At 34.6% G+C, this 25265-nt stretch carries 27 protein-coding genes; 11 read left to right on the top strand and 16 right to left on the bottom strand.

Annotated elements, in window-relative coordinates:
- Positions 1-2 precede the first annotated feature (2 nt).
- Positions 3-674: an ABC transporter ATP-binding protein gene (locus LAU42_RS00470; protein WP_420908204.1), complete on the top strand. Its 672-nt coding sequence runs from the start codon at positions 3-5 to the stop codon at positions 672-674.
- An 81-nt stretch (positions 675-755) separates the two neighbouring features.
- Here LAU42_RS00470 and LAU42_RS00465 read toward each other — a convergent pair whose 3' ends face one another.
- The 4 genes from LAU42_RS00465 to LAU42_RS11825 form a co-directional block, all read right to left on the bottom strand.
- A complete protein-coding gene (locus LAU42_RS00465) occupies positions 756-2303 on the bottom strand; it encodes a solute symporter family protein (RefSeq protein ID WP_224183797.1) in 1548 nt (515 codons plus the stop codon).
- Complete coding sequence (locus tag LAU42_RS00460; protein ID WP_224183796.1) at positions 2304-2615, bottom strand: DUF485 domain-containing protein; 312 nt, start codon at positions 2613-2615, stop codon at positions 2304-2306.
- A 152-nt stretch (positions 2616-2767) separates the two neighbouring features.
- The gene (locus tag LAU42_RS00455) at positions 2768-4333 is read right to left on the bottom strand and encodes an alanine/glycine:cation symporter family protein (RefSeq protein ID WP_224183795.1); all 1566 of its coding nucleotides are present in this window, start codon (positions 4331-4333) and stop codon (positions 2768-2770) included.
- A 101-nt stretch (positions 4334-4434) separates the two neighbouring features.
- On the bottom strand, positions 4435-4566 hold the full coding sequence (locus LAU42_RS11825) for a hypothetical protein (protein ID WP_277602374.1): 132 nt from the start codon (positions 4564-4566) through the stop codon (positions 4435-4437).
- Positions 4567-4680: 114 nt separating this feature from the next.
- On the opposite strand from LAU42_RS11825, the gene LAU42_RS00450 reads away from it, so the two are divergent.
- Positions 4681-5163 carry a pyridoxamine 5'-phosphate oxidase family protein gene (locus tag LAU42_RS00450; RefSeq protein ID WP_224183794.1) on the top strand — a complete coding sequence of 161 codons (483 nt, stop codon included), beginning with the start codon at positions 4681-4683 and terminating at the stop codon, positions 5161-5163.
- 312 nt (positions 5164-5475) lie between these two features.
- Here LAU42_RS00450 and LAU42_RS00445 read toward each other — a convergent pair whose 3' ends face one another.
- From LAU42_RS00445 to LAU42_RS00410, 8 genes are all read right to left on the bottom strand, one after another.
- Positions 5476-6168 (bottom strand): hypothetical protein, encoded by a 693-nt coding sequence (locus tag LAU42_RS00445; RefSeq protein WP_224183793.1) that lies wholly within the window; start codon positions 6166-6168, stop codon positions 5476-5478.
- A gap of 1 nt (position 6169) precedes the next feature.
- The gene (locus LAU42_RS00440) at positions 6170-7009 is read right to left on the bottom strand and encodes an ABC transporter ATP-binding protein (RefSeq protein ID WP_224183792.1); all 840 of its coding nucleotides are present in this window, start codon (positions 7007-7009) and stop codon (positions 6170-6172) included.
- An 81-nt stretch (positions 7010-7090) separates the two neighbouring features.
- Entirely contained in the window at positions 7091-8122 is a 1032-nt protein-coding gene (locus tag LAU42_RS00435) for a LytR/AlgR family response regulator transcription factor (protein WP_224183791.1), read from the bottom strand.
- A 118-nt stretch (positions 8123-8240) separates the two neighbouring features.
- Complete coding sequence (locus LAU42_RS00430; RefSeq protein WP_224183790.1) at positions 8241-9635, bottom strand: amino acid permease; 1395 nt, start codon at positions 9633-9635, stop codon at positions 8241-8243.
- Between the two features lie 331 nt (positions 9636-9966).
- Positions 9967-11304 (bottom strand): sodium-dependent transporter, encoded by a 1338-nt coding sequence (locus LAU42_RS00425; protein ID WP_224183789.1) that lies wholly within the window; start codon positions 11302-11304, stop codon positions 9967-9969.
- 289 nt (positions 11305-11593) lie between these two features.
- Positions 11594-12130, bottom strand: a complete 537-nt coding sequence (locus LAU42_RS00420) for a hypothetical protein (RefSeq protein ID WP_224183788.1) — start codon at positions 12128-12130, stop codon at positions 11594-11596.
- Positions 12131-12142: 12 nt separating this feature from the next.
- Positions 12143-12436, bottom strand: a complete 294-nt coding sequence (locus LAU42_RS00415) for a HesB/YadR/YfhF family protein (protein ID WP_224183787.1) — start codon at positions 12434-12436, stop codon at positions 12143-12145.
- A gap of 116 nt (positions 12437-12552) precedes the next feature.
- Positions 12553-12750, bottom strand: a complete 198-nt coding sequence (locus tag LAU42_RS00410) for an alpha/beta hydrolase (RefSeq protein ID WP_224183786.1) — start codon at positions 12748-12750, stop codon at positions 12553-12555.
- 33 nt (positions 12751-12783) lie between these two features.
- Here LAU42_RS00410 and LAU42_RS00405 point away from each other — a divergent pair, with 33 nt between their 5' ends.
- Positions 12784-13143: a VOC family protein gene (locus tag LAU42_RS00405; RefSeq protein ID WP_224183785.1), complete on the top strand. Its 360-nt coding sequence runs from the start codon at positions 12784-12786 to the stop codon at positions 13141-13143.
- Positions 13144-13223: 80 nt separating this feature from the next.
- Here the strand turns inward: LAU42_RS00405 and LAU42_RS00400 are convergent, their stop codons facing one another.
- Entirely contained in the window at positions 13224-13688 is a 465-nt protein-coding gene (locus LAU42_RS00400; protein WP_224183784.1) for a GNAT family N-acetyltransferase, read from the bottom strand.
- A 78-nt stretch (positions 13689-13766) separates the two neighbouring features.
- Here LAU42_RS00400 and LAU42_RS00395 point away from each other — a divergent pair, with 78 nt between their 5' ends.
- From LAU42_RS00395 to LAU42_RS00385, 3 genes are read left to right on the top strand one after another with little or no spacing between them, the layout of a single operon-like run.
- The gene (locus LAU42_RS00395) at positions 13767-14660 is read left to right on the top strand and encodes a TIGR01777 family oxidoreductase (RefSeq protein ID WP_224183783.1); all 894 of its coding nucleotides are present in this window, start codon (positions 13767-13769) and stop codon (positions 14658-14660) included.
- Positions 14653-15030: a YbgA family protein gene (locus tag LAU42_RS00390; RefSeq protein ID WP_224183782.1), complete on the top strand. Its 378-nt coding sequence runs from the start codon at positions 14653-14655 to the stop codon at positions 15028-15030. Before LAU42_RS00395 ends, LAU42_RS00390 begins: the two co-directional genes overlap by 8 nt.
- A 48-nt stretch (positions 15031-15078) precedes the next feature.
- The gene (locus LAU42_RS00385; RefSeq protein ID WP_224183781.1) at positions 15079-16404 is read left to right on the top strand and encodes a sodium-dependent transporter; all 1326 of its coding nucleotides are present in this window, start codon (positions 15079-15081) and stop codon (positions 16402-16404) included.
- A 44-nt stretch (positions 16405-16448) separates the two neighbouring features.
- Here the strand turns inward: LAU42_RS00385 and LAU42_RS00380 are convergent, their stop codons facing one another.
- On the bottom strand, positions 16449-17051 hold the full coding sequence (locus tag LAU42_RS00380) for a hypothetical protein (RefSeq protein WP_224183780.1): 603 nt from the start codon (positions 17049-17051) through the stop codon (positions 16449-16451).
- A gap of 74 nt (positions 17052-17125) precedes the next feature.
- On the opposite strand from LAU42_RS00380, the gene LAU42_RS00375 reads away from it, so the two are divergent.
- Positions 17126-17614, top strand: coding sequence for a GNAT family N-acetyltransferase (locus LAU42_RS00375; protein ID WP_224183779.1), 489 nt, complete (start codon positions 17126-17128; stop codon positions 17612-17614).
- Between the two features lie 19 nt (positions 17615-17633).
- A complete protein-coding gene (locus LAU42_RS00370; RefSeq protein ID WP_224183778.1) occupies positions 17634-17948 on the top strand; it encodes a thioredoxin family protein in 315 nt (104 codons plus the stop codon).
- Positions 17949-17979: 31 nt separating this feature from the next.
- On the opposite strand, the gene LAU42_RS00365 is transcribed toward LAU42_RS00370, so the two are convergent.
- Together LAU42_RS00365 and LAU42_RS00360 are read right to left on the bottom strand one after the other, a co-directional pair.
- Positions 17980-18492 (bottom strand): hypothetical protein, encoded by a 513-nt coding sequence (locus tag LAU42_RS00365; RefSeq protein ID WP_224183777.1) that lies wholly within the window; start codon positions 18490-18492, stop codon positions 17980-17982.
- 70 nt (positions 18493-18562) lie between these two features.
- The gene (locus tag LAU42_RS00360; protein WP_224183776.1) at positions 18563-21172 is read right to left on the bottom strand and encodes a YfhO family protein; all 2610 of its coding nucleotides are present in this window, start codon (positions 21170-21172) and stop codon (positions 18563-18565) included.
- Positions 21173-21319: 147 nt separating this feature from the next.
- On the opposite strand from LAU42_RS00360, the gene LAU42_RS00355 reads away from it, so the two are divergent.
- From LAU42_RS00355 to LAU42_RS00345, 3 genes are all read left to right on the top strand, one after another.
- Positions 21320-22273: an NAD(P)-dependent oxidoreductase gene (locus LAU42_RS00355; protein WP_224183775.1), complete on the top strand. Its 954-nt coding sequence runs from the start codon at positions 21320-21322 to the stop codon at positions 22271-22273.
- 110 nt (positions 22274-22383) lie between these two features.
- A complete protein-coding gene (locus tag LAU42_RS00350; RefSeq protein ID WP_224183774.1) occupies positions 22384-23586 on the top strand; it encodes a GTP-binding protein in 1203 nt (400 codons plus the stop codon).
- Between the two features lie 133 nt (positions 23587-23719).
- Complete coding sequence (locus LAU42_RS00345; RefSeq protein ID WP_224183773.1) at positions 23720-25210, top strand: catalase; 1491 nt, start codon at positions 23720-23722, stop codon at positions 25208-25210.
- Positions 25211-25265: the final 55 nt, after the last annotated feature.

Below are 25265 nucleotides of genomic sequence, written 5' to 3'. Positions count from 1 at the left end.
TAATGATAGAAGTTAAAAATATATCTAAATCATTTAAACAAGGAGATACTACAACTGAAGTTCTTAAAGATATTAACTTTACAGTAAATGATGGAGAAGTCGTATGTTTATACGGCCCATCTGGTTCAGGTAAAAGTACATTATTGACAATTATCGGCGCATTACTTCAACCAACAAGCGGAGAAGTCATTATTAATAACAAATCTTTATTAAATTTATCTAAAAGCGACATCACAAAAATGCGCTTAGATGATATTGGTTTTATCTTTCAGGCATCTCACCTTATACCTTTCGTAAACGTGAAAGAACAATTGTTACACGTTGCACTGGAAAATGGAATGGACCGAAAAGCTGCTGCTAAAAAAGCTGATGAATTACTTGAAACATTCGGTTTATCACACCGCGCTAAAGTATATCCTAAAAGCTTATCAGGCGGTGAGAAACAACGTGTAGCAATCGCACGTGCATTTATGAATCATCCTTCTCTTATATTAGCAGATGAACCTACAGCTAGTTTAGACTTTGAACGTGCAGTTCAAGTTGTGGAAGTCATTAGGGAACGTGTGAAAGAGAATAACAGTTCATGTATCATTATTACGCACGACGAACGCATTTTTAAATATGCCGATCATATATTAAGATTAGAAGGCGGAAAACTAGTAAAAGAAAGATAAAATATTTGAGGGTGAAATTGGCACGGCGCCAAATTCACCCTCTTTTTCTGCCGCGAAATTGGCACACCGTCAAATTCACTCCTAATGTGTCACTTCAGAATGTGCGATACCTGTTACAGATTTCACTTCTACTTCTCTAAATTTATCTTCAGATTCAGTTTTTCCTAAATATGTCCCTAAAAATGCTCCGATGAAACCTGCCGGCACCGATATTATTGCAGGATTTGCTAATGGGAATATCGGGTTCGCTGTAATAAACGCAGTCCCCTCTGGATTCATTACATTCGGGCTTAATATTACTAGTACTAATGATGTTATTAACCCCGTTAATAATCCTGCAATCGCACCTTGTGTATTAAACCTCTTCCAGAAGATTGTAAATACAATAACAGGCAAGTTCGCACTTGCTGCAACACAAAATGCTAATGACACTAAGAACGCAACGTTCATGTTCTGTGCGAATAACGCAAGCAATATCGATAAAACTGACACTGCGAGTGATGCAATCTTAGCAGCTTTCATCTGTTCACGTTCTGATATGTTTCCCTTCTTAATAATCTCACCGTAAATATCATGTGCAAATGCAGAAGCGCCAGATAGCACAAGTCCTGCTACTACCGCTAATATCGTTGCAAATGCAACAGCACATACGAACGACATCAGCACGTCCCCACCTAACTTTTCTGCAAGAAGTGGCGCTGCCATATTACCTGCCGGGTTTGCATTAATGATTTCCGCTCTTGATAGCAAGCTTGCTGCTCCAAATCCTAAAAAGATCGTAAGAATATAAAAAATGCCGATAATCCATGTCGCCCACATTACTGAAGATCTAGCAGTCTTCGCATCACTTACTGTAAAGAAACGCATCAATATATGTGGTAATCCTGCAGTTCCAAATAATAACGCGACAATTAATGAAATATTATCTAAAGGCGATTTACCTTGAGACCCAGGATTAATATACTCACCTTTTAGTTCTGGTGCATTAATTTCCTTCATCGCACCAAACATATTTATGATACTAAAATTAAAATGTTTCAATACTAAAAATGAAATAATAATTGTACCTATCATTAAAAGAACAGCTTTGACCATCTGCACCCAGCTCGTAGCCGTCATTCCACCAAACAATACATAAATCGTCATCATAATCCCTACAATGATTACTGCCCATGTATATGGGATATGAAATAATAACTGAATGAGTGCCCCTGCGCCAACGAGCTGTGCTAACATATAAAAAATGACAATCGTAATCGAAGAAACCGCTGCTGTCGCACGCACTTTCTTCAGTTCAAAACGCGCAGCAATCATATCAGCTAATGTGTACTTCCCTAAGTTTCTTAACGGTTCTGCCACAATATACAGTACAATCAAATATGCCGTTAAATAGCCGATACTATAAAAGAATCCATCAAATCCCCATAAAGCAATCGCACCTGCTATTCCTAAAAAACTCGCAGCAGATAAATAATCACCAGCAATCGCTAGACCATTCTGCCACCCTGTAAGGCCTCCGCCTGCTGTATAAAAGTCTTCTGCAGAATTTGTTCTCTTAGACGCAAAATATGTAATGAGTAACGTTAAACTTACAAAAACTAAAAACATAATAATTACAGTAGCATTCATTTATTCATCCTCCTGACGATATTCTTGTATGATACGTTCAGATTCTAAATCGAATTGCTTTGCTTTTTTCATATATATTGTTACTAAAGTCCAAACCATCACGAACAATAAGAATGCATATACCCACGCCCATGAAATATTCCAGAATGCCTCATTGTTTAATATTGTCGTATACCCAGTTAGAATCGGAAAGAGCACAGTTGCTACAATAAAAAACAGTGAAATCGGAAAAATAAATGACTTTCTCGATTTCTGTAATTGCTTGAACTTTTCATCATTTGCAATCGCATTGTAATCATATTGTTTCATCATTCCATCCCCTTTGTATCTATTTGTGTAAATTGTTCACCCTATTTCATTTTATTTATTTGTCAGAATATTGTCAATATTTAATTAATTAATGATGCAATTTTATTTATATTTATCCAAAATAAAAAAGAGGGCTACATTGCCCTCTTTAATGACTAACCTTCTATATTCTCTTCTCGTAAACGCTTTGGATAATCTTCTAACCAGAATTTTGCATTCGGTAGTTCGTTTGGATCTGGTTGATATATCGCATATTTCCCTGACCCTTTCTCTTTCTTCTGTCTCTCAAAATCCTTAAGCGCACGTAATGCAGGTTTGTGCAGAATCCATATTGCGATAATATTACACCATGCCATCAATCCTACACCTAAGTCACCCATTGCCCACGCAACATCCGCTGTTTTTATAGCACCATAGAATGTAGCGCCAACAATAATTAAACGTGCAACGTTTATTAAAAACTTATTCAAAGACACGCTACTATTCTTCGTTAAATAAGATACATTTGTTTCTGCGATATATGCATATGCTAATATCGTCGTAAACGCAAAGAAGAATAATGCAATTGCTACGAAATATGAACCAATGCCTGAATATGCCGGATCAAACTGATAGCCACTTCCATGGAATGCTTTATCAATACCCGCCTGAACATACATTGCAGTTCCTGAGTAGTCTTTCACGCCATCTGCATTAACTGCGTATATACCACCATCTTTAATTAAGTTTGGCATATCGCCTTTCATCGTACCATCTGTCGTATTGAACGTTCCTGATAATAAAATAATTAACGCTGTTGCTGTACAAACAAACAATGTATCGACATATACAGAGAATGACTGAACTAATCCTTGTTTAGCAGGATGTGAAACTTCTGCAGCTGCTGCAGGATGCGGACCTGTACCTTGTCCTGCTTCATTTGAATAAAGACCACGTTTTACTCCGATTTCAATCATCGCACCTAGAATTCCACCAAATGCCGATTCCATATTAAATGCTGATTTAATAATCAATGCAATTAATCCAGGTACTTTATCAAAATTAATTACGATAATCACTACTGCGAGTAAAATATATAATATCGCCATAAATGGTACTACTGCTGTTGCTACTGAAGCGATCCAGCGTACCCCACCAAATATGATTAAAGCTAAAACAATCGCAAGCACTACCCCGATAATCCATCCTTCAACACCAAATGCGTTCTTCATTGAACTCGCAATCGCATTCGACTGAATACCCGGTAAAAGTAACGCTGTAGAAATAATTGCAAGTACCGCAAACAATGCAGCGTACCCTTTTGCAAATCCACCTTTCATACCTGATTCTATATAGTAAGCTGGTCCACCGCGATACTCCCCATTAATTTCACGTTTATAAATTTGCGCTAGCGTAGACTCAATAAACGCTGAACTCGCACCTAAAAATGCGGTCATCCACATCCAGAATACAGCACCTGGACCACCGATATATACCGCTGTTGATACTCCGACAATGTTACCAGTTCCTACGCGACCTGCAAGCGATAACGCAATCGCCTGGAAACTTGAGATACCTGTAGGTGATTTTTCCCCTTGAAACATTAATCTGATCATTTCTTTGAGATGTCTTACTTGGAAAAATTTCATTAATAAAGAAAACGATATTCCTGTTATTAATAATCCATATACTAATGGTTTACTCCAGACAATTTCATTTAAAAAACTAACTATCCCTTCCATACACTCATCCCCTTACATCAAAATAGTGAATCAATACACTTCTTAATTATATATTCACTATTATCGTATGGCAATAGCTATTTATAGATTATTCTGAATATTTAGTATTTATACTTACTTTTTAACGTCTCAACCTCTGATCTCCAGAAATAACGTTCTGTCTTAGATTGATATGCAACTTTAATTAAACCATTTGTCATCCACATTGAAAATGTTGGATAAGGTACTCCCATCTCAACAATGTCATCAATCGTTACAAATTATTTTTCCATATTTAACCTCTTCCTATGCATAAATCATTAATATGTAGGGTAATTATAATATATAAAGAATATGGAGGCGATAATATGAATCAAAAGGAAAGCTATGATAAATTATTTGAACTATTAGAGAAAAATGATATTGCAATGATGACAACAATTCAAGATAATAAACTCGTTTCACGACCTATGAGTTATCAGGATGTAGATGACAGCGGTGATATTTGGTTTATGTCAACACGCACTGAAAAAACTGAAGAAATCGAAAAAGATAATCGAGTTAACTTATCATTTGCTAAGAAAGGTTATGTATCTATTGCCGGTAATGCCTTTATCATTAACGACAACGAAAAAATCAAACAGTACTGGAATAAAGGGATTGAAGCATTCTTAAAGATAAAACTGGAAGATCCGAATGTTGTTCTAATTAAAGTCGTTCCTAAATCAGCAGAGTATTGGGCAACAGATGAATCAGTTAAAACTGTTATTGAAGGTATTAAATCATTAGTCTCTAATGATAAAGGAAGTAACAAAGACAGTTCAATTAATGAATCATTAGATTTAAAATAGTAACGGTCAGAGTAATTGTTTAATCAATATATTAAAGCAGGATAGATGCAAAATAATTTTGCACTCATCCTGCTCTTTTATTTGAGTAGTTATTTATTACTAAGCAATTAGTTTTGATATCTAGGTCATACATAAAATTATTTCAGGGGAAATATTTCTGTTTTCGACTATTTATTATCAAATACCATCAACTGCTCTGAAGAATTATTAAAAAAAGAAGTTCAACCAAGTAATGGCTGTTCTTCAATATAATATTTCTATTATCAATTATTGATTTCTTCTTCTCTGGATGCATCTTATAAGTATTGTTTCTTAATCAATTGAACTTTTTCTGTACAGCAGATAAGTACATATAAAAGTTACTATTAACCATACAGCAATAATAATAAGATGGATAATATCTCCCGATTGCTCTAACTTGGAATATTGCATCATCGGCATGTATTCATTTAATTTAATAAGGATGTTATCTTTCTTAATGCCAATATTAGCGATTGTTGTATTCATTCCAAAGATAAATAGAACAGGGACGAAATATAGGCTTGTTTCAGATACTGATTTTACGTGCAAACCAATTAGTGACCCGAGCAATAAATAGAATATATATAATAATATAAATCCAACAACCATCCATATATTCGCAAATATATTAATTTTAAATATAAACAACACTACTGAAATTGTCACTAATAATATAATTGTTACTACAAGACTCTTTCCAAAAAATACTTCCATCATTGATGCGGGAGAGTTTATTAAACCTCTCAATGTGTGTTTCTCTTTTTCTTCAGCAATCATCGTCATTAATGACCCTGTTAATACTGCAACAAAACTCATCGCAAGGACTGAAAGTACCATATCCATTTTTTCACTTTCAGGTAATGGAGTAGCTGTAAATAGAAATGCCATTGCAACTGGTAATATCGGCATTGTAAGTAACATCATATTTCTCATAAATTCTTTGAAATCTTTCTCTGCAATTGCCATCACTCTATTCATCTTCATCTTAAACAAGCTCCTTTCCAGTTACTTTTATAAATACTTCTCCTAATGTCGGTTCGTTCGTATAAATACGTTTCACTTGTTTCGAATTTAGTAAGTCTGTAATCTTTACGACGTCTTCTTTATGAACTCTTTTCTTCTCTAAATTATTCATTTCCACTGTAATTGTATGATCTGAATGTTGATACTTTAAATTATCTGGTGTATCTAGAGCGATAAGCGTACCATTATTAATCAATGCAATTCGGTCACATAAGCTTTCTGCTTCATCCATATCATGTGTTGTTAAGAAAATTGTCGTACCACTTTCTTTTAGTTTTAACAACCCTTTATGGATATGTCTTGTCGTATTTGGATCTAGCGCTGATGTTGGTTCATCTAAGAATAATAGTTTCGGTTGATGTATAAGTGCTTTCGCCAACAGTATTCTTTGACGCATTCCTTTAGATAACTTTTTAACCACTGTTTTCTTCTCATTTTCTAATTGTACAAATGAAAGCACTTCATCGATTCTATGTGAAGATTGCTTATATAGCCTAGCAAACATTTTTAAATTATCAAAGACTGTTAGCCTTTCATATAGCGCACTATTATCTGAAAGTATCCCAATTTGTTCTCTAAATTCTGCTGTCTGAAGTGCTTTATCTTTATATTGAAATACTTGAATACTACCTTCAGTAATAGATGTCTCCCCTGTTAGCATCTTTATCGTCGTTGTCTTACCAGATCCACTTGGGCCAAGAAGACCAAATATCTCACCTTGTTTAATATTCAAAGATAAATGATTCACTGCTTTTTTACCGTCATACATCTTTAGTACTTCATCCATTTGTATAAGTGTCATAAAAATAGCCTCCAATCAATTTGTTACTCAAATTGTATTAGAGACTTGATTTCCGCACTATAAAGTAAATGTTAAATGTACTTAATTTTCCGTGAACTGTACCGAATGACTATTAAAATATCCTTGAATTTCTTTCACTTTGTTACGTGATAATGGTATGAAAGTATTTTCTAAACCATCTATTTTAATCGAATATGAATTCTTCGACCATGTAATCATCTCTGTTACTTTCTGTAAGTTAATAATGTAAGAGCGGTGACATCTATAGAAACCATATACCTTTAGTTTCTCTTCCAGTTCATTTAAAGTATAATCACCTTTAAATGATTCGCCATTGAAATGAATATTTACTTTTCCTTCTGCACCTTCAATATAGTTGATATCCTCTGGATTAATAAATAACGTTTTATCTTCCGTTTTGACAGTTATTCTAAATACGTTACTTCGGGAAAGATTTGAATGTATTTCTCGGGAAATATTTTCTGGGATACACTCATTTTTCATACTATCTAGTTCATCGTTATTAGTTGATACCTGTGCAGATTGTTCTGATTTTTTACTTATTTCGGTTCTTTCGTTCAATAATTCTCTGTCCTCATATACTTCTAAACGTTTTAATTGAGATTTTTTTACCTGATAAACTTCATTTGATAGCAATAACGCATGGTCTAGATATGAAAGTATATGTAGAACTTTATGTTCTGTATCAAATTGCGGAAGTGCATTTAAGATGATATCAACTGTTTCTACTTTTAGATTATGTAATAAACCTTTAAAAATGATAAACTTATTATCTTGCACATATGCCAAAGCTATCTTTAGCAGCACATACTCATCATACTCTAATTTCTTTACTTTCACATTGCTATATTCATGCAACTTAAGCGATTGTAAAACATCATCTATATTATAAGTTGCGCCGTACCATTTCATATAAAACTTTAATTGTTCTTTTACTGTTAAACGTTCATGAAAAGGTGTATTAAAAGTTTCTATCCATATATCTTTTTTATTAAAATAAGCGATTATTTCTTTTTGCTGATTCATGTTAGATACGATACATGCATGATTCTTGAAATCTAATGATTGCAAATGATTAATTAGGTCAGTCATACACCCTCCCAATAGTTATGAGACATATACAATAAATAATATTATAGATTAACTTCAATGTATATCTTTTTTATCACATAAAAAAGCCTCTTAACAGTTGTTAAGAGGCTCAATCATACTACTTCTCTAAAAATTTACGTCCTTCATCTAACTTATGGAATCCTCTTAAGAAATACACACCAGCCATCACTGATAAGAAGATAATTCCGATAATTACTGATACACGCGTATCAACGTTAATTAACATACCGATTAATACTAACACTAAGAATCCAATCGCTAAATAATCAGAAACTGGTGCAAATGGCATCTTAAATGGATGATTTGCCGCAAGTTCTGGTTCACGCTTTCTAAATGCTAAATGACTGAACAAGATCATGAACCAAGGAATCATACCAGGTAAAATTGAAGCACTGTAAACATATACGAAAATGTTTTCTGCGCCATCGATAAACATTGGTAAGAAGATGTTTAATAGTACACCAACGAAGATACCGATAGAAATCATCATAACCGCGTATACTGGCACACCATTTTTCATTACTCGGGCAAATGATTTTGGCATCTTACCTTCTTGAGCAAGCGTAAACACCATACGACTTGAACTGAAGATACCTGAGTTACATCCAGACATCGCAGCAGTAATAACAACGAAGTTAATGAATCCTGCTGCAATTGTAATTCCGACTTTAGCAAACGTAGCTACGAATGGGCTACCTACGTTACCTAATTCATCCCATGGATAAACTGTTACAATAACAAAGATTGCTCCAATGTAGAAAATTAAAATACGCCATATAATACCGTTAACTGCTTTTGTAATATTTTTTTGTGGGTCTTTCGTTTCACCCGCAGTAATACCGATTAATTCCACACCTTGGTATGATCCTACTACCATTGATAATGCAAAGAAGAACCCTGTAAAACCGTTCGGGAAGAAACCACCGTGTGCTGTTAAGTTACTTAATCCAATTGGGTTTCCGTTATTTCCTAATCCAAATAAAATAATACCTAAACCTGCTACAATCATTAAAATAATTGTTACAATCTTAATCATTGCAAACCAGAATTCAAACTCTCCAAACGCTTTAACTGAAGCCATGTTCGCTAATGCTAACGTAATAATTACGATAACACCTGGTATCCAGCTCGGTAGTTCCGGCCACCAGAACTGCATATATTGTCCTACTGCAATAACTTCACTCATCCCTACAACAATCCACTGGAATATATTCGCCCAAGCTGTTACATATCCAGCTACTGGGTGAAGGTATTCAGATGCATAATCAGCAAATGATCCTGTTGTCGGGTATAGATAAACTAATTCTCCCATTGCACGCATAATTAAAAATAAAAACAATCCTGCTACTAAATACGCTAAAATCGCTGACGGTCCAGTCCATTTAATTGTGCTTGAAGCACCCATAAATAGTCCTACACCAATCGTTCCTCCAAGTGCAATCATCTGCACTTGTCTTGAGCTTAAACTTCTTTTTAAATGATTATCTCCCATAATCGTTGACCCCTTTATCTTTTCTTTTTTCCAAATCCACGGTGTCTTTTTCTACTTTGTTATTATATATATATTCAAGTTGCATGAAAGCGTTTTCGCAATAAAGTGTTAAATTTCTCTAGCAATAATTCCAAATCACCTATATTTTTAAATGCGACTTGTATGTAGTATATACATCCAAAGCTATTTGTAATGTTTTAGTGAAGTCTATGATTACAACACTTACATATATATTATGATTTTATATATTACCACAGAAATTCCATATAAAAAACCACTAAAATTTCAAAAATGATTTATATCGAAAGTTTAGTGGTCTTTTTCACTGTATTTATTTAATAAGTTGATTGATCATAACAAAAACGATAACAATTGGAATGATATAGCGCAATAATATTATCCATACTGTAAATAATTTCTCCTGATATGGTTGATGTACGAAGTATGTTCTCGTCATATCTCTGTTCAATACATATCCGGAAAATAGCGTGTAGCATAACACACCGATAGGCAGCATGATATTCGATACTAAGAAATCCATATTATCAAAGAATGTACCTTTGAAAAACTTCATCTCACTCATCGGTCCAAATGATAGTGCACATGGTATGCTTACTAAAAATATACCTGCAATAATCGTGAGCGTAGACTTTAAACGCTTCGCATTATTCTGTTTAGACATGTTTGAAACATTGATTTCTACTAAATTGATAGAAGAAGTAATTGTCGCAAAGAAAAACAGCAATAAAAATAATAAATAGAATAATGAGCCTAACGGTAAATGATCAAATACATATGGCAATACGATAAATAATAATCCTGGCCCTTGCGCATTATCAATACCGAGCGATGCTGTTGCAGGAAAGATTGCAAGACCAGCCATAATTGTTACGAGGATGTTCATTAAAACAATATAACCGCCTGCCTGAACTAAATCCGTTCCTTTTTTCATATACGATGCATATGTCAGCATACCTCCAAATCCAACAGATAAAGAGAAGAAAGATTGACCAAGTGCAAATAATATACCTTCCTGATCCAGTTTACTAAAGTCTGGATTCAAGAAGAATACCACACCTTCCATAGCATTCGGTAACGTTAATGCACGAACAATCATGATTAAAAACATCACAAATAACATCGGCATCAACACTTTTGAAGCACGTTCAATTCCCTTTTCTACACCTTTAATAACGATGATTCCCGTTAATAGTAAAAATAATACAACACCGAAGATTGTATTTACCGGATTAGATATAATTTGCCCAAATAATGCTGCGTAATCTTTCGTATGGTCACCTGTAAATAGAATTTTTACAGTTCTTAATATATAGATAAGGATAAAACCACCGATAACACTATAAAAACTCATCAATAAAAATACACCTAAGTTGCCTAAATGGCCTATAATATCATAATGCTTTTTATTAGAGAGTTTACTGAATGCTTTCGTACTATGTGTCTGACTTGCGACACCCATCACAAATTCACTCATTAATATCGGTAGCCCTATTAAAATGGTAAAGATAATAAATAAGAATAAAAATGCTGCACCACCATTATCGGCCATGACATACGGAAACTTCCACATTGCACCTAAGCCAATTGCCGATCCTGCACTTGCTAATATAAAGCCTAATTTCGATTTAAAACCTGATTGATTTTCCATACTATCTCCTCCGAAATATAAAATAAAAAAAGAGACCAATAAATATCAGCCTCTTTACAGAATTTTATACAGAGGCTCATATTATGGCCTCAATAGCAAACATGCCAAGGAAGCCGTCATAGATACCTATATCTATGACGGACATAAATATAAGTATTAAGACAGCTGCCACCAGTTATTTAATTGTAACTTTGTGTTTGTCATAATACGAACTCCTTTAGCTTTAAATTGGTTTAATATTATCAGTATTCATTTCCTACGTCAATTATTTTCTGAAAATTTTATCGATTTATTGATTTTCCTTTAAAAATTGTTCGATATTGTGCGCCGATTCATATGATTCTATCGTCATTGGATCAATATGAATAAACGGCCCACCTTCAACATGTACATATTCTCCATCTTCAGAGCCAACGCCACCAAATGTATAAGCCTTTCCTTTATCATCGTAATAAGCTTTTAGTTCTGATTTAAATTGTTCTCTCGCTTTAACTGCCGCTTCAACTTCTTCGTTATTATAGTAGTATACGCCTACTTTACTTACACCTGGCGCCACACCATTCGTTTCATCCATATGGGCGATTTCACTCCATACAACTTCAATAACTTCTGATTGATTGAATGCATAACGTGTCAAAGGATAAACACTATCTTTGTACAATACTTCATAGTAAGGTGGCAGTTCGTCATACGATAATGTATATTGATTATCAGCATCTTTATGAATAAAAGGAACACTTGAAATCCATTCCATTACATCTTGTTCGTCGTTAAATACTCCAACGATTTGTCGTTGCGCATCTTCTATGAATTCTAATAAGTACATAAAATCACGCCTTTATTTTTTATAGTCATACGCTACTTCATCAAGCTTTTCATCATACTCAATATATAAATCATGCCCGTCAAAGAACCATAAATCCGCTTCATTGATATAATACGTAACACCATCTTCTGTTATTGAAGCCACTGACTTATCATCGTCAGCGTCAACCATAAACGCAAGTGAATGACTTTCCTGTACTTTACTAGAACCGTATATCTTACTGAAGAATCTCACTTTATCGCCAGACTCTAAACCAACTTCTTCCTTAAACCAATGCTTTGCTGCTTCTGAAATATATATATTCATCGTATTCCTCCAAATCCTCTTTCATACTATTAAATGTTCATCACTATTATGCACTAATCACTTTCCCGATGTCCAAGCTAATGAAACACATCCCTCATATTTATTGGCAGAAGATTTTAATGATTCAACGTTGATGTTATCGTCTCAACTTCTTCAAACGTCAGTTCGTGACCCCCATCAAACAATTCAAATTGTACGTTATCAAAGTGTGATTTAAATTCTAACTCTAATTGTTTCACCTGTCCTGGAGATACCATATGATCATTTGCACCTGCTGTGACAATTACGTGTATATCTTTTGATGCAGCTGACACATTAGTGACGGTAAAGGAAGGGTGAACAATACAATGAAATTATTAGGTCATCACCATATATCTATGTATACGAAAGATGTTACAAACAACAAACATTTCTATACTGAAATATTAGGGCTAAGGCTCATAGAAATCTCTGTCAACCAGGACAATCCATCCATGTACCACTTTTTCTATGGTGATGAAGAAGGTAATCATACAGGTATCATCGATCGTTATTTCTTTAAGTCAGTATATTATCGACATAACGGTATCATGTATGAATTCGCAACACCTGAACCAGGATTTATGAGAGATACTCCGAAGACACAACTTGGACAGCAGCTGAATTTACCAGACTTTCTTGAAAGTAATCGTGAAGCAATAATGAATAGTTTAAAATCTATAAATTAATAAATTACTGTAAAAAAACAAAGAAGCGTAATCAAACCGGTACGCTTCTTTGTAGTTCAAAAAAAATTACTTATCATAATTTAGAGTTTATAATACATTAAATTCCCCTTATAGCGCTCTCCATTGATACACTTTCCCACTATAAATCCAGCATCAATGTACATGTTCTTAGCAATAGTATTTGGCTCATCAACAATTAATACAATATTCTCCACATGTTTAAAATGATTTCTAATAAATTGAGGAAGCAACCTTAATGCCTGCTTTGCATATCCTTGACGTACATAATTGACATCTGTTGAAAATGATCGCACATAAATTCCATTTTCAACTTCAAATTGCATTTTAAACTCGCTATTAGTGTCGAGCACACAAAATAATACGATATTTTCATCGACTTTTCCGACTATCGGATACCGACTATCATAATCTTTTAATAGACTTATGTTCTCCTGTGGTGAACGTACATATTTAAGTTGTTCTTCGGTTAATTCAAATTGCTCTATATTTTGATAATGTTTATCTCCATAAAATAACAGTTCCATAACTTCTCCTTTAATTTAAATTTATACTATTATAACATTCAAGAAAGGGTATAGAGAAATAAACAAAGGAGTGATTTTATGGTAAAAGTGTTAATGACAGGTGGTACAGGTTTAGTAGGACGCGCAATACAGAAGCAATTATCATCAAATGATGAAATATATGTATTAACACGTTCTGATAAAGATAACCATGATAATGTTACATATATCAATTGGAACAAAGATAATGATATGAACAACGTTCCTGATGTAGATGTCGTTATTAATCTTGCTGGTGCATCATTAAACGACAGATGGACAGAAGCACATAAAGATGCAATACAAAAAAGCCGTATCGAGAGTACGAATAAGTTACGACCGCTTATTAAACAAATGAACAAAAAGCCGATGCTACTTAACGCAAGTGCAGTAGGATACTATCCCCCATCTGATACAGCATCGTACAACGAATTAGATTCATTTGAATCATTTGATTTTCTATCTGAAACCGTGCACTTATGGGAAAGCGCTGCACACGAAATCGAACAGGAAGGAATAGACGTTGCTTATATGCGTTTTGGTGTTATTTTTTCAAATAATGGTGGCGCATTACCTTTAATGGTCAAGCCTTATCAATTCTTTGCAGGTGGCCCTATCGGTAAAGGTAATCAACCTTATTCATGGATTCATATTGAAGATTTAGTACGTGCAATTTTATACATTTATGAACATCGTTTAACAGGTGTATATAATCTAACTGCGCCTTACCCGGTTACACAACAACATCTCGGAAAAGTAATCGCAGAAACACTCCATCGACCACATTATTTCTATACACCAAAAGCATTATTAAAGCTTGTACTCGGTGAACAAGCAATGATGGTTACGAAAGGGCAGAAAGTATTTCCCGAGAAATTATTATCTCATGGCTTTCACTTCAAATATCCTAACGCTAAAATGGCATTAGCAAATTTGCTTGATCAACATGAATAAATTACATAGGAAACAAGTTGAGTTATTGTGGAAGCATGAGAAATACAAAGTGATGTATTACAGTCAGCGGCAATACTTATATATTCGTACTAGGTTGAACGAAGGGTTAGATGATTTAGCCGAACTCAAACAAATTTTAACGACTACTTACAGTATGAAACCTACCCAAGGCTCCATGAGAAATAGTTTTGAGCATATGTGGGGATACTTCAAAAAACAAGCCACCCCAGAAGAAAAAGAAAATTTCTTCAGTCTTTGCACAGAAGTGTTGATTAATGATAAAGAAATCAAACGTTTTTTATATCATCTTGCACAGAAGTATGACGTTACTTACTTGAAAGAAAGCACAATCCTCCTTGACGAAATGTAACAAGTAATATATCATCACGTTAAAGCGTTTAAGCAGAGGAGTGTTTTAATGAATGAAAAACAAGGTTTCAAATCATCTATAGGATTTATACTTGCAAGCGCAGGATCTGCCATCGGACTCGGTGCAATATGGAAGTTTCCGTATATCGCAGGTCAATATGGTGGTGGGGCATTTTTACTGGAGTTCATCCTGTTTACAATACTTATCGGGTTACCACTACTCATCACTGAGTTTGCAATTGGGCATCTTGGAAAAACGTATTCAACTACTATATTCTCTAAATTATCCCATCAAAAATTTACAAATTTCATCGGCTTCTGGGGTAATTTCGCTGCATTTATTCTCTATGCATTCTATAGCGTAATCGGTGGATGGATTGTTATTTTCTTCGGATATTACTTACTGATTGCAACTAAAATTACCGAACAAAACATGAATTTCTTCGATATGATGATTCAAAATCCACTCCTCTCGTTAACTGGTCAATTTTTATTTATTATGATTACCGGATTAATCGTTTCATTCGGTGTGGAAAAAGGAATAGAGCGTGCTTCTAAAATAATGATGCCGCTACTTTTTATACTCTTTATAATTATTGTTGTACGTGCTTTAACACTTGATGGCGCAATGGAAGGTGTGAAGTACTTTCTTATACCAAGATTTGAAGATTTATCTTTCAAAGGAACTTTGTATGCGATGGGACAATCATTCTTCGCGTTATCACTCGGTACTACGGGAATGATTACGTATGCTGCCTATTCGCAAAAAGATACGGATATTGTGAGTTCTTCGAGCTGGATTGTATTCATGAACTTAGCGATTTCAATATTAGCAGGTCTTGCAATATTCCCTGCTGCAAGTGCATTTAATATCGAAGCAACTGCAGGACCAGGATTGCTATTTATTGTATTGCCTAAATTATTTAATGCAATGGCATTCGGACTCGTTTTCTATATTATGTTTCTTCTTTTGTTTTTATTCGCTGCACTTACGTCGTCAATATCATTGCTGGAACTTAACTTATCGAATGTTATTAAAAACGATGCTTCAAAACGAAAGACATATGCATGGTTGCTCAGTATTATTGTCTTTATCGTGGGCATACCCGCTAATTTATCATTCGGTCTACTATCACATGTTCAATTTGGTGCCGGTACTATATTTGATAATATGGACTTTTTCGTTACGAATATATTTATGCCAATCGGTGTCCTTATTACAACGCTTTTTGCTGGGTATATTATGCATAAGCAACAGCTACTGCATGCATTCAGAAAAAAATATGGATTTACGCACATATGGTATTACTTAATAAAATTTATACTTCCCATCGTTATTATAATCGTTTTTATTACACAACTTTATGCTGTATAAAACTCTGCAATACCATGTTATATCTCTCAATAGCTGTACTAGTTTTACTTTTTAACGACTTTCTCAGGATAAATCACAAACTCTAAACCATTGCCATCATCCATTAGTCTTATACCCTCTCCAATCAAATTGTCAGACTTGCGACCTAGATAAGTTTTTACAATATAGTCCTCGAATTTAAATTCATCTAAAACTGGCTTCATATTAGGGTTAAAATATACGCCATTTTTTCTGACATCCGCTTTATATCCGTTACCCTCTGGTATTAAATAAATATAAGTCTGGTAAGTCCCTTCACTTTTATCATTTCGTATTCCTGTAAGAATTATTAAAGGAATTGTTTTATCGCCTAAGTCTATTGTCGTAGTGATACCGGATACAATCTTATCATTATTTAAGTGTGATATTTGAGAATTTAATGATTCCACACTTTGATATTTTGGACTTTCGATTATCTTTATCTCTTCTTTAGTTAATTCAGGGTAATGATAATTCATTTGCCATATCCCTATTATTATGATGATTGCCATTACAAGTGCAACGAAGGATAAAATTTTCTTATTTGTACTCACGTTAAACAACTCCTTTATATTTATAATTGTTAAAGACAGTTTACTATATATTTCCTTATCTTTTAATAAATTCATACAATCATAATAATATACGTCAAATCATAAATACGTTATGATTTGACGTATATTATTAATTATGGAGGTTTATTATGATTAGACTTGCAACGCAGCATGACTTACCAAAAATATTAGACATTTATAATCACGCTATCGTTAACACTACCGCTATATATACATACGAGAAAACGACGTTATTAGAGCGTAAACAATGGATGCAACAAAAAGAAAATGACGGATTCCCTATATTCGTTTTTGAAGTAGACGGTGTCGTGGCGGGTTTTGCGACATATGGGCCATTTAGAAATTTCCCGGCATACAAACATACTATCGAGCACTCTGTATATATTTCACCTTACTATCGACATATGGGCATTGGAGAGAAGCTGCTCGAACACCTCATTACATCTGCACGCGAGGAAGGTTATAAAACGATGGTAGCTGGTATCGATTCCGAAAATAAAGGGAGTATTTATCTTCATAAGAAATTCGGTTTCACGTATAATGGAACTATTAAAAGTGTAGGTTATAAATTTAATAATTGGTTAAACCTGGACTTCTATCAACTATTATTAAAATAATATGACAAAGGAGTTTCACATGAAACAGATTCATCAATATGAAGAAGTGCTTTCATTTCTAAATAAAAACGATAAAGCGTTAGTTTATGTCATGACTACTGATTGTTCTGTCTGTCATGCAGATTATCCGAAAGTCGCATCAATTGTAAAAGAAACCGATATTCCTGCGATTTACTTTCTTGCTGATAAACTCCCTGAAGCAGCAGGTCAACTCAGTCTCTTCACTTCTCCGGTCGTAATTCTATATAAATCAGAGAGGGAATATCACAGGCAAGCGCGCATTATAGATTTTGACACGCTTCGACTACGTATCGATCAATTAATACAGGAATAATAAAAGAAAGGTTCGCACGCGAACCTTTCTTTTATTCTACATGATGCGCAAGCTCTACTTCATTATCAAATGAGTGACGTACACTATCTGAAAATGGATTGTCTGCTGGTGTTCCTATAAACATGTGCACTTTATCTTCGCCCACTTTCATACTGTTACGGACAGGTTTCATCCCTTGATATGTTTTAATCTTTGCATCTGCAATTTCTAATTTATAATGGTTTCCTACAGGAACAGCAAAAGCATACCCGGCAAATTTGTGCTTATCCTTTTCATATGAGAATTGCATTGTATAAAAAGGTAGTTTCAAGTTCTTACTCGGTGTATAAATTACAGTATTAACATCCTGCCCTTTACTCAATTCACTTCTTAGCGCCCTCTCAGCATCATCCATTGTTGCATATACCCCTTTGTCAATCGCCTGAATCTCTTTTGATTTAACATTGTGTACGTCTTCATGCGGCATTTGCTGCCAAAACAGTAGAGAAAATAAAATAATTGCAAGTATCGATCCGAATGCCAATACTTTCTGATGGTTATTCATTTAAACGCCTCCTACACTTTTAGTATCCTTTACACTATTATATCTCAATTTTCATAATATGTAAGCGTTGTCAACTCTTCTTTTTATTTCTTTTTCGAAACAACAATAGAGACTGGATAATCCCTAAAGCAATTATACCTGCAAACATAATTACAAGTCCTGTTCGCATATATGGCGGTGCATAACGAATCTCCAGCAGTTCATCACCTTTATTAACTTTAATGCCTGTCATCATATAATTTACTTTCTGAACGTCGACATGTTTTCCGTCTATAGTAGCGCGCAATCCTTTTTCATAAGGCATCGGAATAACAAGCATACCTTGTTGTCTCCCTTTTAAATTTACTGCAAATTTATTGTTATACTTGTGAAACTTCAAATCTTGATATTTATATTGCCCTGCCGCTTCAGTTAGCACTGAATAATCTTCACCGTAAATATGTTTAATGTTGAACTGATATATACCTTTCGGGAATGAAATTTTTATTTTATTATTCGCTTTAACATTCATAATGAATGGTTGTGGTTTTCTGCGATAACGATATTTTTTCTCCGGGCGCTCTATTTTATAATCATTCACCTTAATATAAAAATCCTCATCTACTGGACTGATAATATCTGCATACATTTCAATATAAAGCTCTTTATATTGTTTCACTTTATCCTCAGGTATCGTCAGCTCCACTCCACCTACTTTATTTACAATGTTTAATGTATCGCCTTTTAGATTTCCACCAAACACGCTCATACTTGCATGCTTATATATATCTATCGCATGTTCATTATATGCGGTGTTTCCTTTTTTTACGATTGCCCCTTTAAGCATTGCATGTTCCCGGTCCAATGCGGTATTCAAATCATCTTCAGCGTATAGATGATTTACAACTCTGACACTCGGAAGCTGATATGGATTTTTATATACCGTATAATTTGCACTACTATTGAACATGCTGTAATGGTTAAATAGTGCAGGTCCATCGTTATATTGCGATATATAATAATCTACGTTCATTAAACTCATTAAGTTATTACGTTTTGAAAGTCCGGAATAATAACTATTTTTTAGCTTAGGCATTATAATCTGTAAGTCTTTTTCATAAAATTTTAATATATCCTTATTAAAAATACTCGAATATAGCATCGTACCATTAATATCGTAGTACATCGGGACATTGTGACTCGTTGGATACGGTAGCTCTATCCTTCTCAAATCATCATGCGCATCTTTCTTTAGTAAATCCAATGCTTTATGCGTTTTAATATCGTAAATATCTTTCTGTAAAAGTTCATCTTTATCCGGGAAATATGTCAATTGACTATCATAGTGATAATTTTGCACAACCGTCCACTGGCATAATATAAGTGTGCCGATGATAAGTAACTTAATGCGTCGTTTATGTGCACATTTGAAATAAAGTATGAATAATATGATTGCAATTGGAACGTAAATGATCCAGAGCTGCTTGTTTTCCTGCAATATAAACGAAATAAAGATAATTAACGTTATCGGGATACTCGCATATAGCACATGCTTTAACTTCAATTCTGATAAGTAGTGCATAAATAAACCTGTTAATACAGACGTTGAGAATGCTAATGCATAAACCCACCTCATCTGTGGCATAGAAAATCCATTAAACATACTGCCGAAATACGGTGTTAAAGAACCTAGTAATAATATCCACGTTAATATCGAAAACAGTTTGAAATAATAATGTTTGTACAGCGGAAAACATAACAACGCCACCATTGCCAAAAAGATAATAATGAGATGAAATCCACCATAGAATAAATTCTCATCTTTAGAAAACTCTATTAATAGTGGTATATTCATCGATTCAATTGAACGATCATTTTGTAGATATGACTGAACACCTCTTATGAACCCAATATTTCCGATCATTGCACCTGTTAATGCGCTCACTATGCCGAGAAGTAATGCCTGTCCTTTTATAATAACATCTCGTTTCGAAGGTCGAATGATGCGAAAAAGAAAATACGTTCCTACAATAATCGTCTCGTAATAAGCAAGATAAAAGTTAGAAAACATCGTCAAGCCGATGCTGATTACTAACACTACGATGCTTTTCCTGCGGAGTAGCTGCTCTACTCCAAGAATAGACAACGGGAGATAAATCATAACATCGCTATAAAATGACCACGTATATGAAAAGTAATAAAAAATCGTTGACCAACTATATAATATTGCAGTTAACATTGCATACATGAGTTTTATTCTAATTTCACGCATCATATAGTAAATTGCTGTAAATACTAAAGCGCACTTTATAATTGCTGTCGCATACTGCATATGTATCATGTCATTGACTAATTGATATGTTTCATGATTGAAAAGCACTCTGTACAGTGCCAATAATAAAAATGTTAAATGACTTACCGGAGACGTTGCATAATAATATGTTAAATTTGTAAAGTAGTCACCACCTAAGCCAAATGATACATCATAGAACATCTGGAAAGATTTCATATGATTATACAAATACAATTGAAATGGCAGCATCTGCTTTAATCCATCCCCAATTCCTATATACAGTTCACCCGTTTTAAAGTATCGGTATATATCTGGTACATAATAGATGAAACTGGCGATTAAACCTATGCACAATATGATAAAAAATACAAAAAATTTATTATTCAAGTAATTAAATTTACCATGCATGATATATCCCTACTTCGACTCATTATTACTAGATAATGATTATTTTTAAATATTATACCAATATTTAAGGATTACATTCCATATATTATGAAGTCCTCTCTTAATTTGATACTATAGAAGTAAACGTATGATAGGAGGATGTAGTTTATGAAAGTATTAGTAGCTGGAGAAATACCTGAAAAAGGCCTTAAGTTTCTACAGGATCACTTTACTGAAGTAGATGTATTTGAAGGTGATACACTAATTGATAATGATACTTTAATCAGCCGTATAAAAGATAAGGATGCCTTGATCAGTCTGTTATCTACAAATGTTGATAAATCAATTATTGATGCCGCTCCAAACTTAAAGGTCATTGCTAACTATGGTGCAGGATTTAATAATATCGATTGTGCGTATGCACGTACTAAAGGAATAGACGTTACAAACACACCAAACGCTTCGACTAATGCAACTGCAGATTTAACAATGGCGATTCTACTCGCAAGTGCAAGACGTGTCGTTGAAGGTGATCAATTATGCAGAACAACCGGTTTTAATGGTTGGGCACCACTTTTCTTCAGAGGACGTGAAGTCTCAGGAAAAACGATCGGAATCATTGGACTAGGTGAAATCGGTCAAGCCGTAGCAAGACGTGCTAAAGGATTCGATATGGATATCCTTTACACTGGGCCTAATCGCCACGAAGATAGGGAAAAAGGTATCGATGCAAAGTATGTTACATTGGAGGAACTATTAAAACAATCTGATTTTGTAACAATTAATGCGTCCTATAACCCTTCAATGAAGCATATGATTGATACACCTCAATTAGAAATGATGAAACCTACCGCATACATAGTCAACGCATCTCGCGGACCTGTTGTACATGAAGCAGCACTTGCAGATGCACTTGAAAAGCGCATTATCGAAGGTGCAGCACTTGATGTATTTGAGTTTGAGCCTGAAATTAATAATAAACTGAAAACATTAGATAACGTAGTGATTACACCACATATCGGTAATGCAACGTTTGAAGCACGAGATATGATGGCTGATATCGTTACACAAAATGTTTACAAAGTATCATGTGGCGAAAAACCCGATTATATCGTCAATTAATAATTTTTCGAGGCATCGATTGCCTCGAATTTTTTATGCTTTTTATATTACATGCACTTATATTTATGTTACTCTATAAATCGTAATCATTACTATTTAGGAGGAGTATTATGAATCATAAAGTGCCTGTAACGGTGTTAAGCGGCTACTTAGGGTCAGGTAAAACGACGCTACTGAATAATTTACTACGCAACGAAAAAGGAATGCGAATCGCTGTTATTGTAAACGATATGGGAGAAGTAAATATTGATGCAGACCTCGTTGCAAATGAAGGTCATCTCGATAAAACAGATGAACAACTCGTTGAGTTATCAAACGGATGTATTTGCTGTACATTGAGAGAAGATTTATTAATTGAAGTAGAAAAACTTGTACATAAAGGCGGCATTGACTACATCGTCATTGAATCAACCGGTATATCAGAACCAATACCAGTCGCACAAACATTCTCATACATCGATGAAGAAATGAATATCGACTTAACAAAGATTTGTCGTTTAGATTCTATGGTTACTGTTGTAGATGCGCACCGCTTCTTAAAAGATTTTCAGTCAGGTGATACATTACTCGACCGTAAGCAGGCCGTTGGAGAGGCCGATGAGCGTGAAATCGCAGACTTGCTCATCGATCAGATTGAGTTTTGCGATATCCTCATATTAAATAAAATCGATTTAGTAACAGAAGATGAACTAGAAAAACTCGAACAAGTGCTACGCTCATTACAACCTGAAGCATTATTTATCAAAACATCGCATGCGGAAGTAGATCCAAACCTCATATTAAATACAAATCGGTTTGACTTCGAGAAAGTATCTGATTCTGCAGGATGGATTAAAGAGCTGACAGAAGGTCATCACAACCATACACCTGAGACTGAAGAATACGGTATTTCATCGTTCGTATATCATAGACGTCTCCCATTTCATCCCGAACGTTTTGCAAATTGGATGAACAATATACATTCGAGTATCGTTCGTGCTAAAGGTATCATATGGCTTGCTAATTATAATACGGTCGCATGTTTATTTTCTCAAACTGGTCCATCTGTAGACATCAATCCCGTTACATTCTGGGTAGATGCGATGAGTGAGGCTCAGAAGAATGAAATATTATCAGATAGACCTGAAGTACTATCGGAATGGGATCCAGAGTACGGTGATCGTCATACGAAGTTTGTCATTATCGGTATTGATCTTGATGAAGAAATGATTACAAAATCTCTGGATGATTGTTTATTAAAAACTGATGAAATTGAAGCAGATTGGAATCAGTTTGAATCACCATTTAAATGGAAAATCAGACAACCATACTAAACCTTATTGATTAACTAATTTATTATTTGTTGTTATAATACACTTAATCAAAGCCATATTAATTGATATAATCTCCCTCCTAAATTATAATTAATATTAAGTTAGAATTATTATAATTTAGGAGGTTTTTTTGATGAGCAACAACGACAATAACCAATTGCGCGGATTATTCGGTGCACCTGTTGGTGATAGAGAAAATTCAATGACAGCAGGTCCACGTGGTCCATTACTGATGCAGGACATTTATTTCTTAGAACAAATGGCACATTTTGATCGTGAAGTGATTCCTGAACGCCGTATGCACGCTAAAGGTTCAGGTGCATTTGGAACATTTACTGTAACGCATGATATTACGCAATACACTAACGCAAAGATTTTCTCTGAAATTGGCAAGCAAACTGAAATGTTCGCCCGTTTCTCAACAGTTGCCGGTGAACGTGGTGCAGCTGATGCTGAGCGTGACATTCGTGGATTCGCACTTAAATTTTACACTGAAGAAGGTAACTGGGATTTAGTAGGGAATAATACGCCTGTATTCTTCTTCCGTGACCCGAAATTATTCGCAAGTTTAAACCACGTTGTAAAACGTGATCCAAAGACAAATATGCATAATCCTGAAAGTAACTGGGATTTCTGGACTTCTCTTCCTGAAGCACTGCACCAGGTTACAATTTTAATGAGTGATCGTGGTATTCCTAAAGGTTTCAGACATATGCATGGATTCGGTTCTCACACATATAGCATGTACAACGATGCGGGTGAGCGTGTATGGGTGAAGTTCCATTTCAGAACAGAACAAGGTATTGAAAACCTAACGACTGAAGAAGCGAATGCTATTATCGCTACTGACCGTGAATCAAGTCAACGTGACTTATTCAATGCAATCGAAGAAGGTAACTTCCCGAAATGGAAAATGTACATTCAAGTAATGACAGAAGAACAAGCGAAAAATCATAAAGATAATCCATTTGATTTAACGAAAGTTTGGTTTAAAGATGAATATCCTTTAATTCCTGTTGGAGAGTTTGAACTTAATCGCAACCCTGAAAACTACTTTGCTGAAGTAGAACAAGCAGCATTTGCACCAACTAATATTATTCCAGGTATTGATTTTTCACCTGACAAAATGTTGCAAGGCCGTTTATTCTCATACGGTGATACACAACGTTACCGTTTAGGCGTTAACCACTTCCAGATTCCTGTTAACCAGCCTAAAGGCGTTACAGGTGGTGGATGTCCATTCTCTAGAGACGGTCAAATGCGTGTAGATGGAAACGTAGGCAGCCATACTAACTACTACCCTAACCAATACGGACATCATCAGGATGATCCACGCTATAAAAAACCAGCATTACCATTAGACGGCGCTGCATATGAATGGAATTTCCGCGAAGATGATAATAATTATTTTGAACAACCAGGTAAATTATTTAATTTATTATCACCTGAAGAACAGCAACGTTTATTCGATAATACAGCAAACGAAATGGCACCAGTATCTGAACACATTAAACATCGCCACATCAGACATTGCTATAAAGCAGACCCTGCATACGGACAAGGTGTTGCACAAGCGATGGGTCTTAACATTGATGAAGTTGATCTGGATGCTGAAATTAATTAACGTCAAATCTAATAAGGCATGGACAAAATATTGTCCATGCCTTTTATAATTAAAA

It is taken from the genome of Macrococcus armenti (assembly GCF_020097135.1).
Lineage (GTDB): Bacteria > Bacillota > Bacilli > Staphylococcales > Staphylococcaceae > Macrococcoides > Macrococcoides armenti.
Note: the sequence above shows the minus strand (reverse complement) of the source record. Positions and strands in the feature narration are given on the sequence as shown.

What these genes read in the sequence shown, in the direction of transcription:
- LAU42_RS00470 (WP_420908204.1), top strand. Translation starts at nt 3, where the DNA reads ATGATAGAAGTTAAAAATATATCTAAATCATTTAAACAAGGAGATACT.
- LAU42_RS00465 (WP_224183797.1), bottom strand. Translation starts at nt 2,303, where the DNA reads ATGAATGCTACTGTAATTATTATGTTTTTAGTTTTTGTAAGTTTAACG.
- LAU42_RS00460 (WP_224183796.1), bottom strand. Translation starts at nt 2,615, where the DNA reads ATGATGAAACAATATGATTACAATGCGATTGCAAATGATGAAAAGTTC.
- LAU42_RS00455 (WP_224183795.1), bottom strand. Translation starts at nt 4,333, where the DNA reads ATGGAAGGGATAGTTAGTTTTTTAAATGAAATTGTCTGGAGTAAACCA.
- LAU42_RS11825 (WP_277602374.1), bottom strand. Translation starts at nt 4,566, where the DNA reads ATGGGAGTACCTTATCCAACATTTTCAATGTGGATGACAAATGGTTTA.
- LAU42_RS00450 (WP_224183794.1), top strand. Translation starts at nt 4,681, where the DNA reads ATGAATCAAAAGGAAAGCTATGATAAATTATTTGAACTATTAGAGAAA.
- LAU42_RS00445 (WP_224183793.1), bottom strand. Translation starts at nt 6,168, where the DNA reads ATGAAGATGAATAGAGTGATGGCAATTGCAGAGAAAGATTTCAAAGAA.
- LAU42_RS00440 (WP_224183792.1), bottom strand. Translation starts at nt 7,009, where the DNA reads ATGACACTTATACAAATGGATGAAGTACTAAAGATGTATGACGGTAAA.
- LAU42_RS00435 (WP_224183791.1), bottom strand. Translation starts at nt 8,122, where the DNA reads ATGACTGACCTAATTAATCATTTGCAATCATTAGATTTCAAGAATCAT.
- LAU42_RS00430 (WP_224183790.1), bottom strand. Translation starts at nt 9,635, where the DNA reads ATGGGAGATAATCATTTAAAAAGAAGTTTAAGCTCAAGACAAGTGCAG.
- LAU42_RS00425 (WP_224183789.1), bottom strand. Translation starts at nt 11,304, where the DNA reads ATGGAAAATCAATCAGGTTTTAAATCGAAATTAGGCTTTATATTAGCA.
- LAU42_RS00420 (WP_224183788.1), bottom strand. Translation starts at nt 12,130, where the DNA reads ATGTACTTATTAGAATTCATAGAAGATGCGCAACGACAAATCGTTGGA.
- LAU42_RS00415 (WP_224183787.1), bottom strand. Translation starts at nt 12,436, where the DNA reads ATGAATATATATATTTCAGAAGCAGCAAAGCATTGGTTTAAGGAAGAA.
- LAU42_RS00405 (WP_224183785.1), top strand. Translation starts at nt 12,784, where the DNA reads ATGAAATTATTAGGTCATCACCATATATCTATGTATACGAAAGATGTT.
- LAU42_RS00400 (WP_224183784.1), bottom strand. Translation starts at nt 13,688, where the DNA reads ATGGAACTGTTATTTTATGGAGATAAACATTATCAAAATATAGAGCAA.
- LAU42_RS00395 (WP_224183783.1), top strand. Translation starts at nt 13,767, where the DNA reads ATGGTAAAAGTGTTAATGACAGGTGGTACAGGTTTAGTAGGACGCGCA.
- LAU42_RS00390 (WP_224183782.1), top strand. Translation starts at nt 14,653, where the DNA reads ATGAATAAATTACATAGGAAACAAGTTGAGTTATTGTGGAAGCATGAG.
- LAU42_RS00385 (WP_224183781.1), top strand. Translation starts at nt 15,079, where the DNA reads ATGAATGAAAAACAAGGTTTCAAATCATCTATAGGATTTATACTTGCA.
- LAU42_RS00380 (WP_224183780.1), bottom strand. Translation starts at nt 17,051, where the DNA reads ATGAATTTATTAAAAGATAAGGAAATATATAGTAAACTGTCTTTAACA.
- LAU42_RS00375 (WP_224183779.1), top strand. Translation starts at nt 17,126, where the DNA reads ATGATTAGACTTGCAACGCAGCATGACTTACCAAAAATATTAGACATT.
- LAU42_RS00370 (WP_224183778.1), top strand. Translation starts at nt 17,634, where the DNA reads ATGAAACAGATTCATCAATATGAAGAAGTGCTTTCATTTCTAAATAAA.
- LAU42_RS00365 (WP_224183777.1), bottom strand. Translation starts at nt 18,492, where the DNA reads ATGAATAACCATCAGAAAGTATTGGCATTCGGATCGATACTTGCAATT.
- LAU42_RS00360 (WP_224183776.1), bottom strand. Translation starts at nt 21,172, where the DNA reads ATGCATGGTAAATTTAATTACTTGAATAATAAATTTTTTGTATTTTTT.
- LAU42_RS00355 (WP_224183775.1), top strand. Translation starts at nt 21,320, where the DNA reads ATGAAAGTATTAGTAGCTGGAGAAATACCTGAAAAAGGCCTTAAGTTT.
- LAU42_RS00350 (WP_224183774.1), top strand. Translation starts at nt 22,384, where the DNA reads ATGAATCATAAAGTGCCTGTAACGGTGTTAAGCGGCTACTTAGGGTCA.
- LAU42_RS00345 (WP_224183773.1), top strand. Translation starts at nt 23,720, where the DNA reads ATGAGCAACAACGACAATAACCAATTGCGCGGATTATTCGGTGCACCT.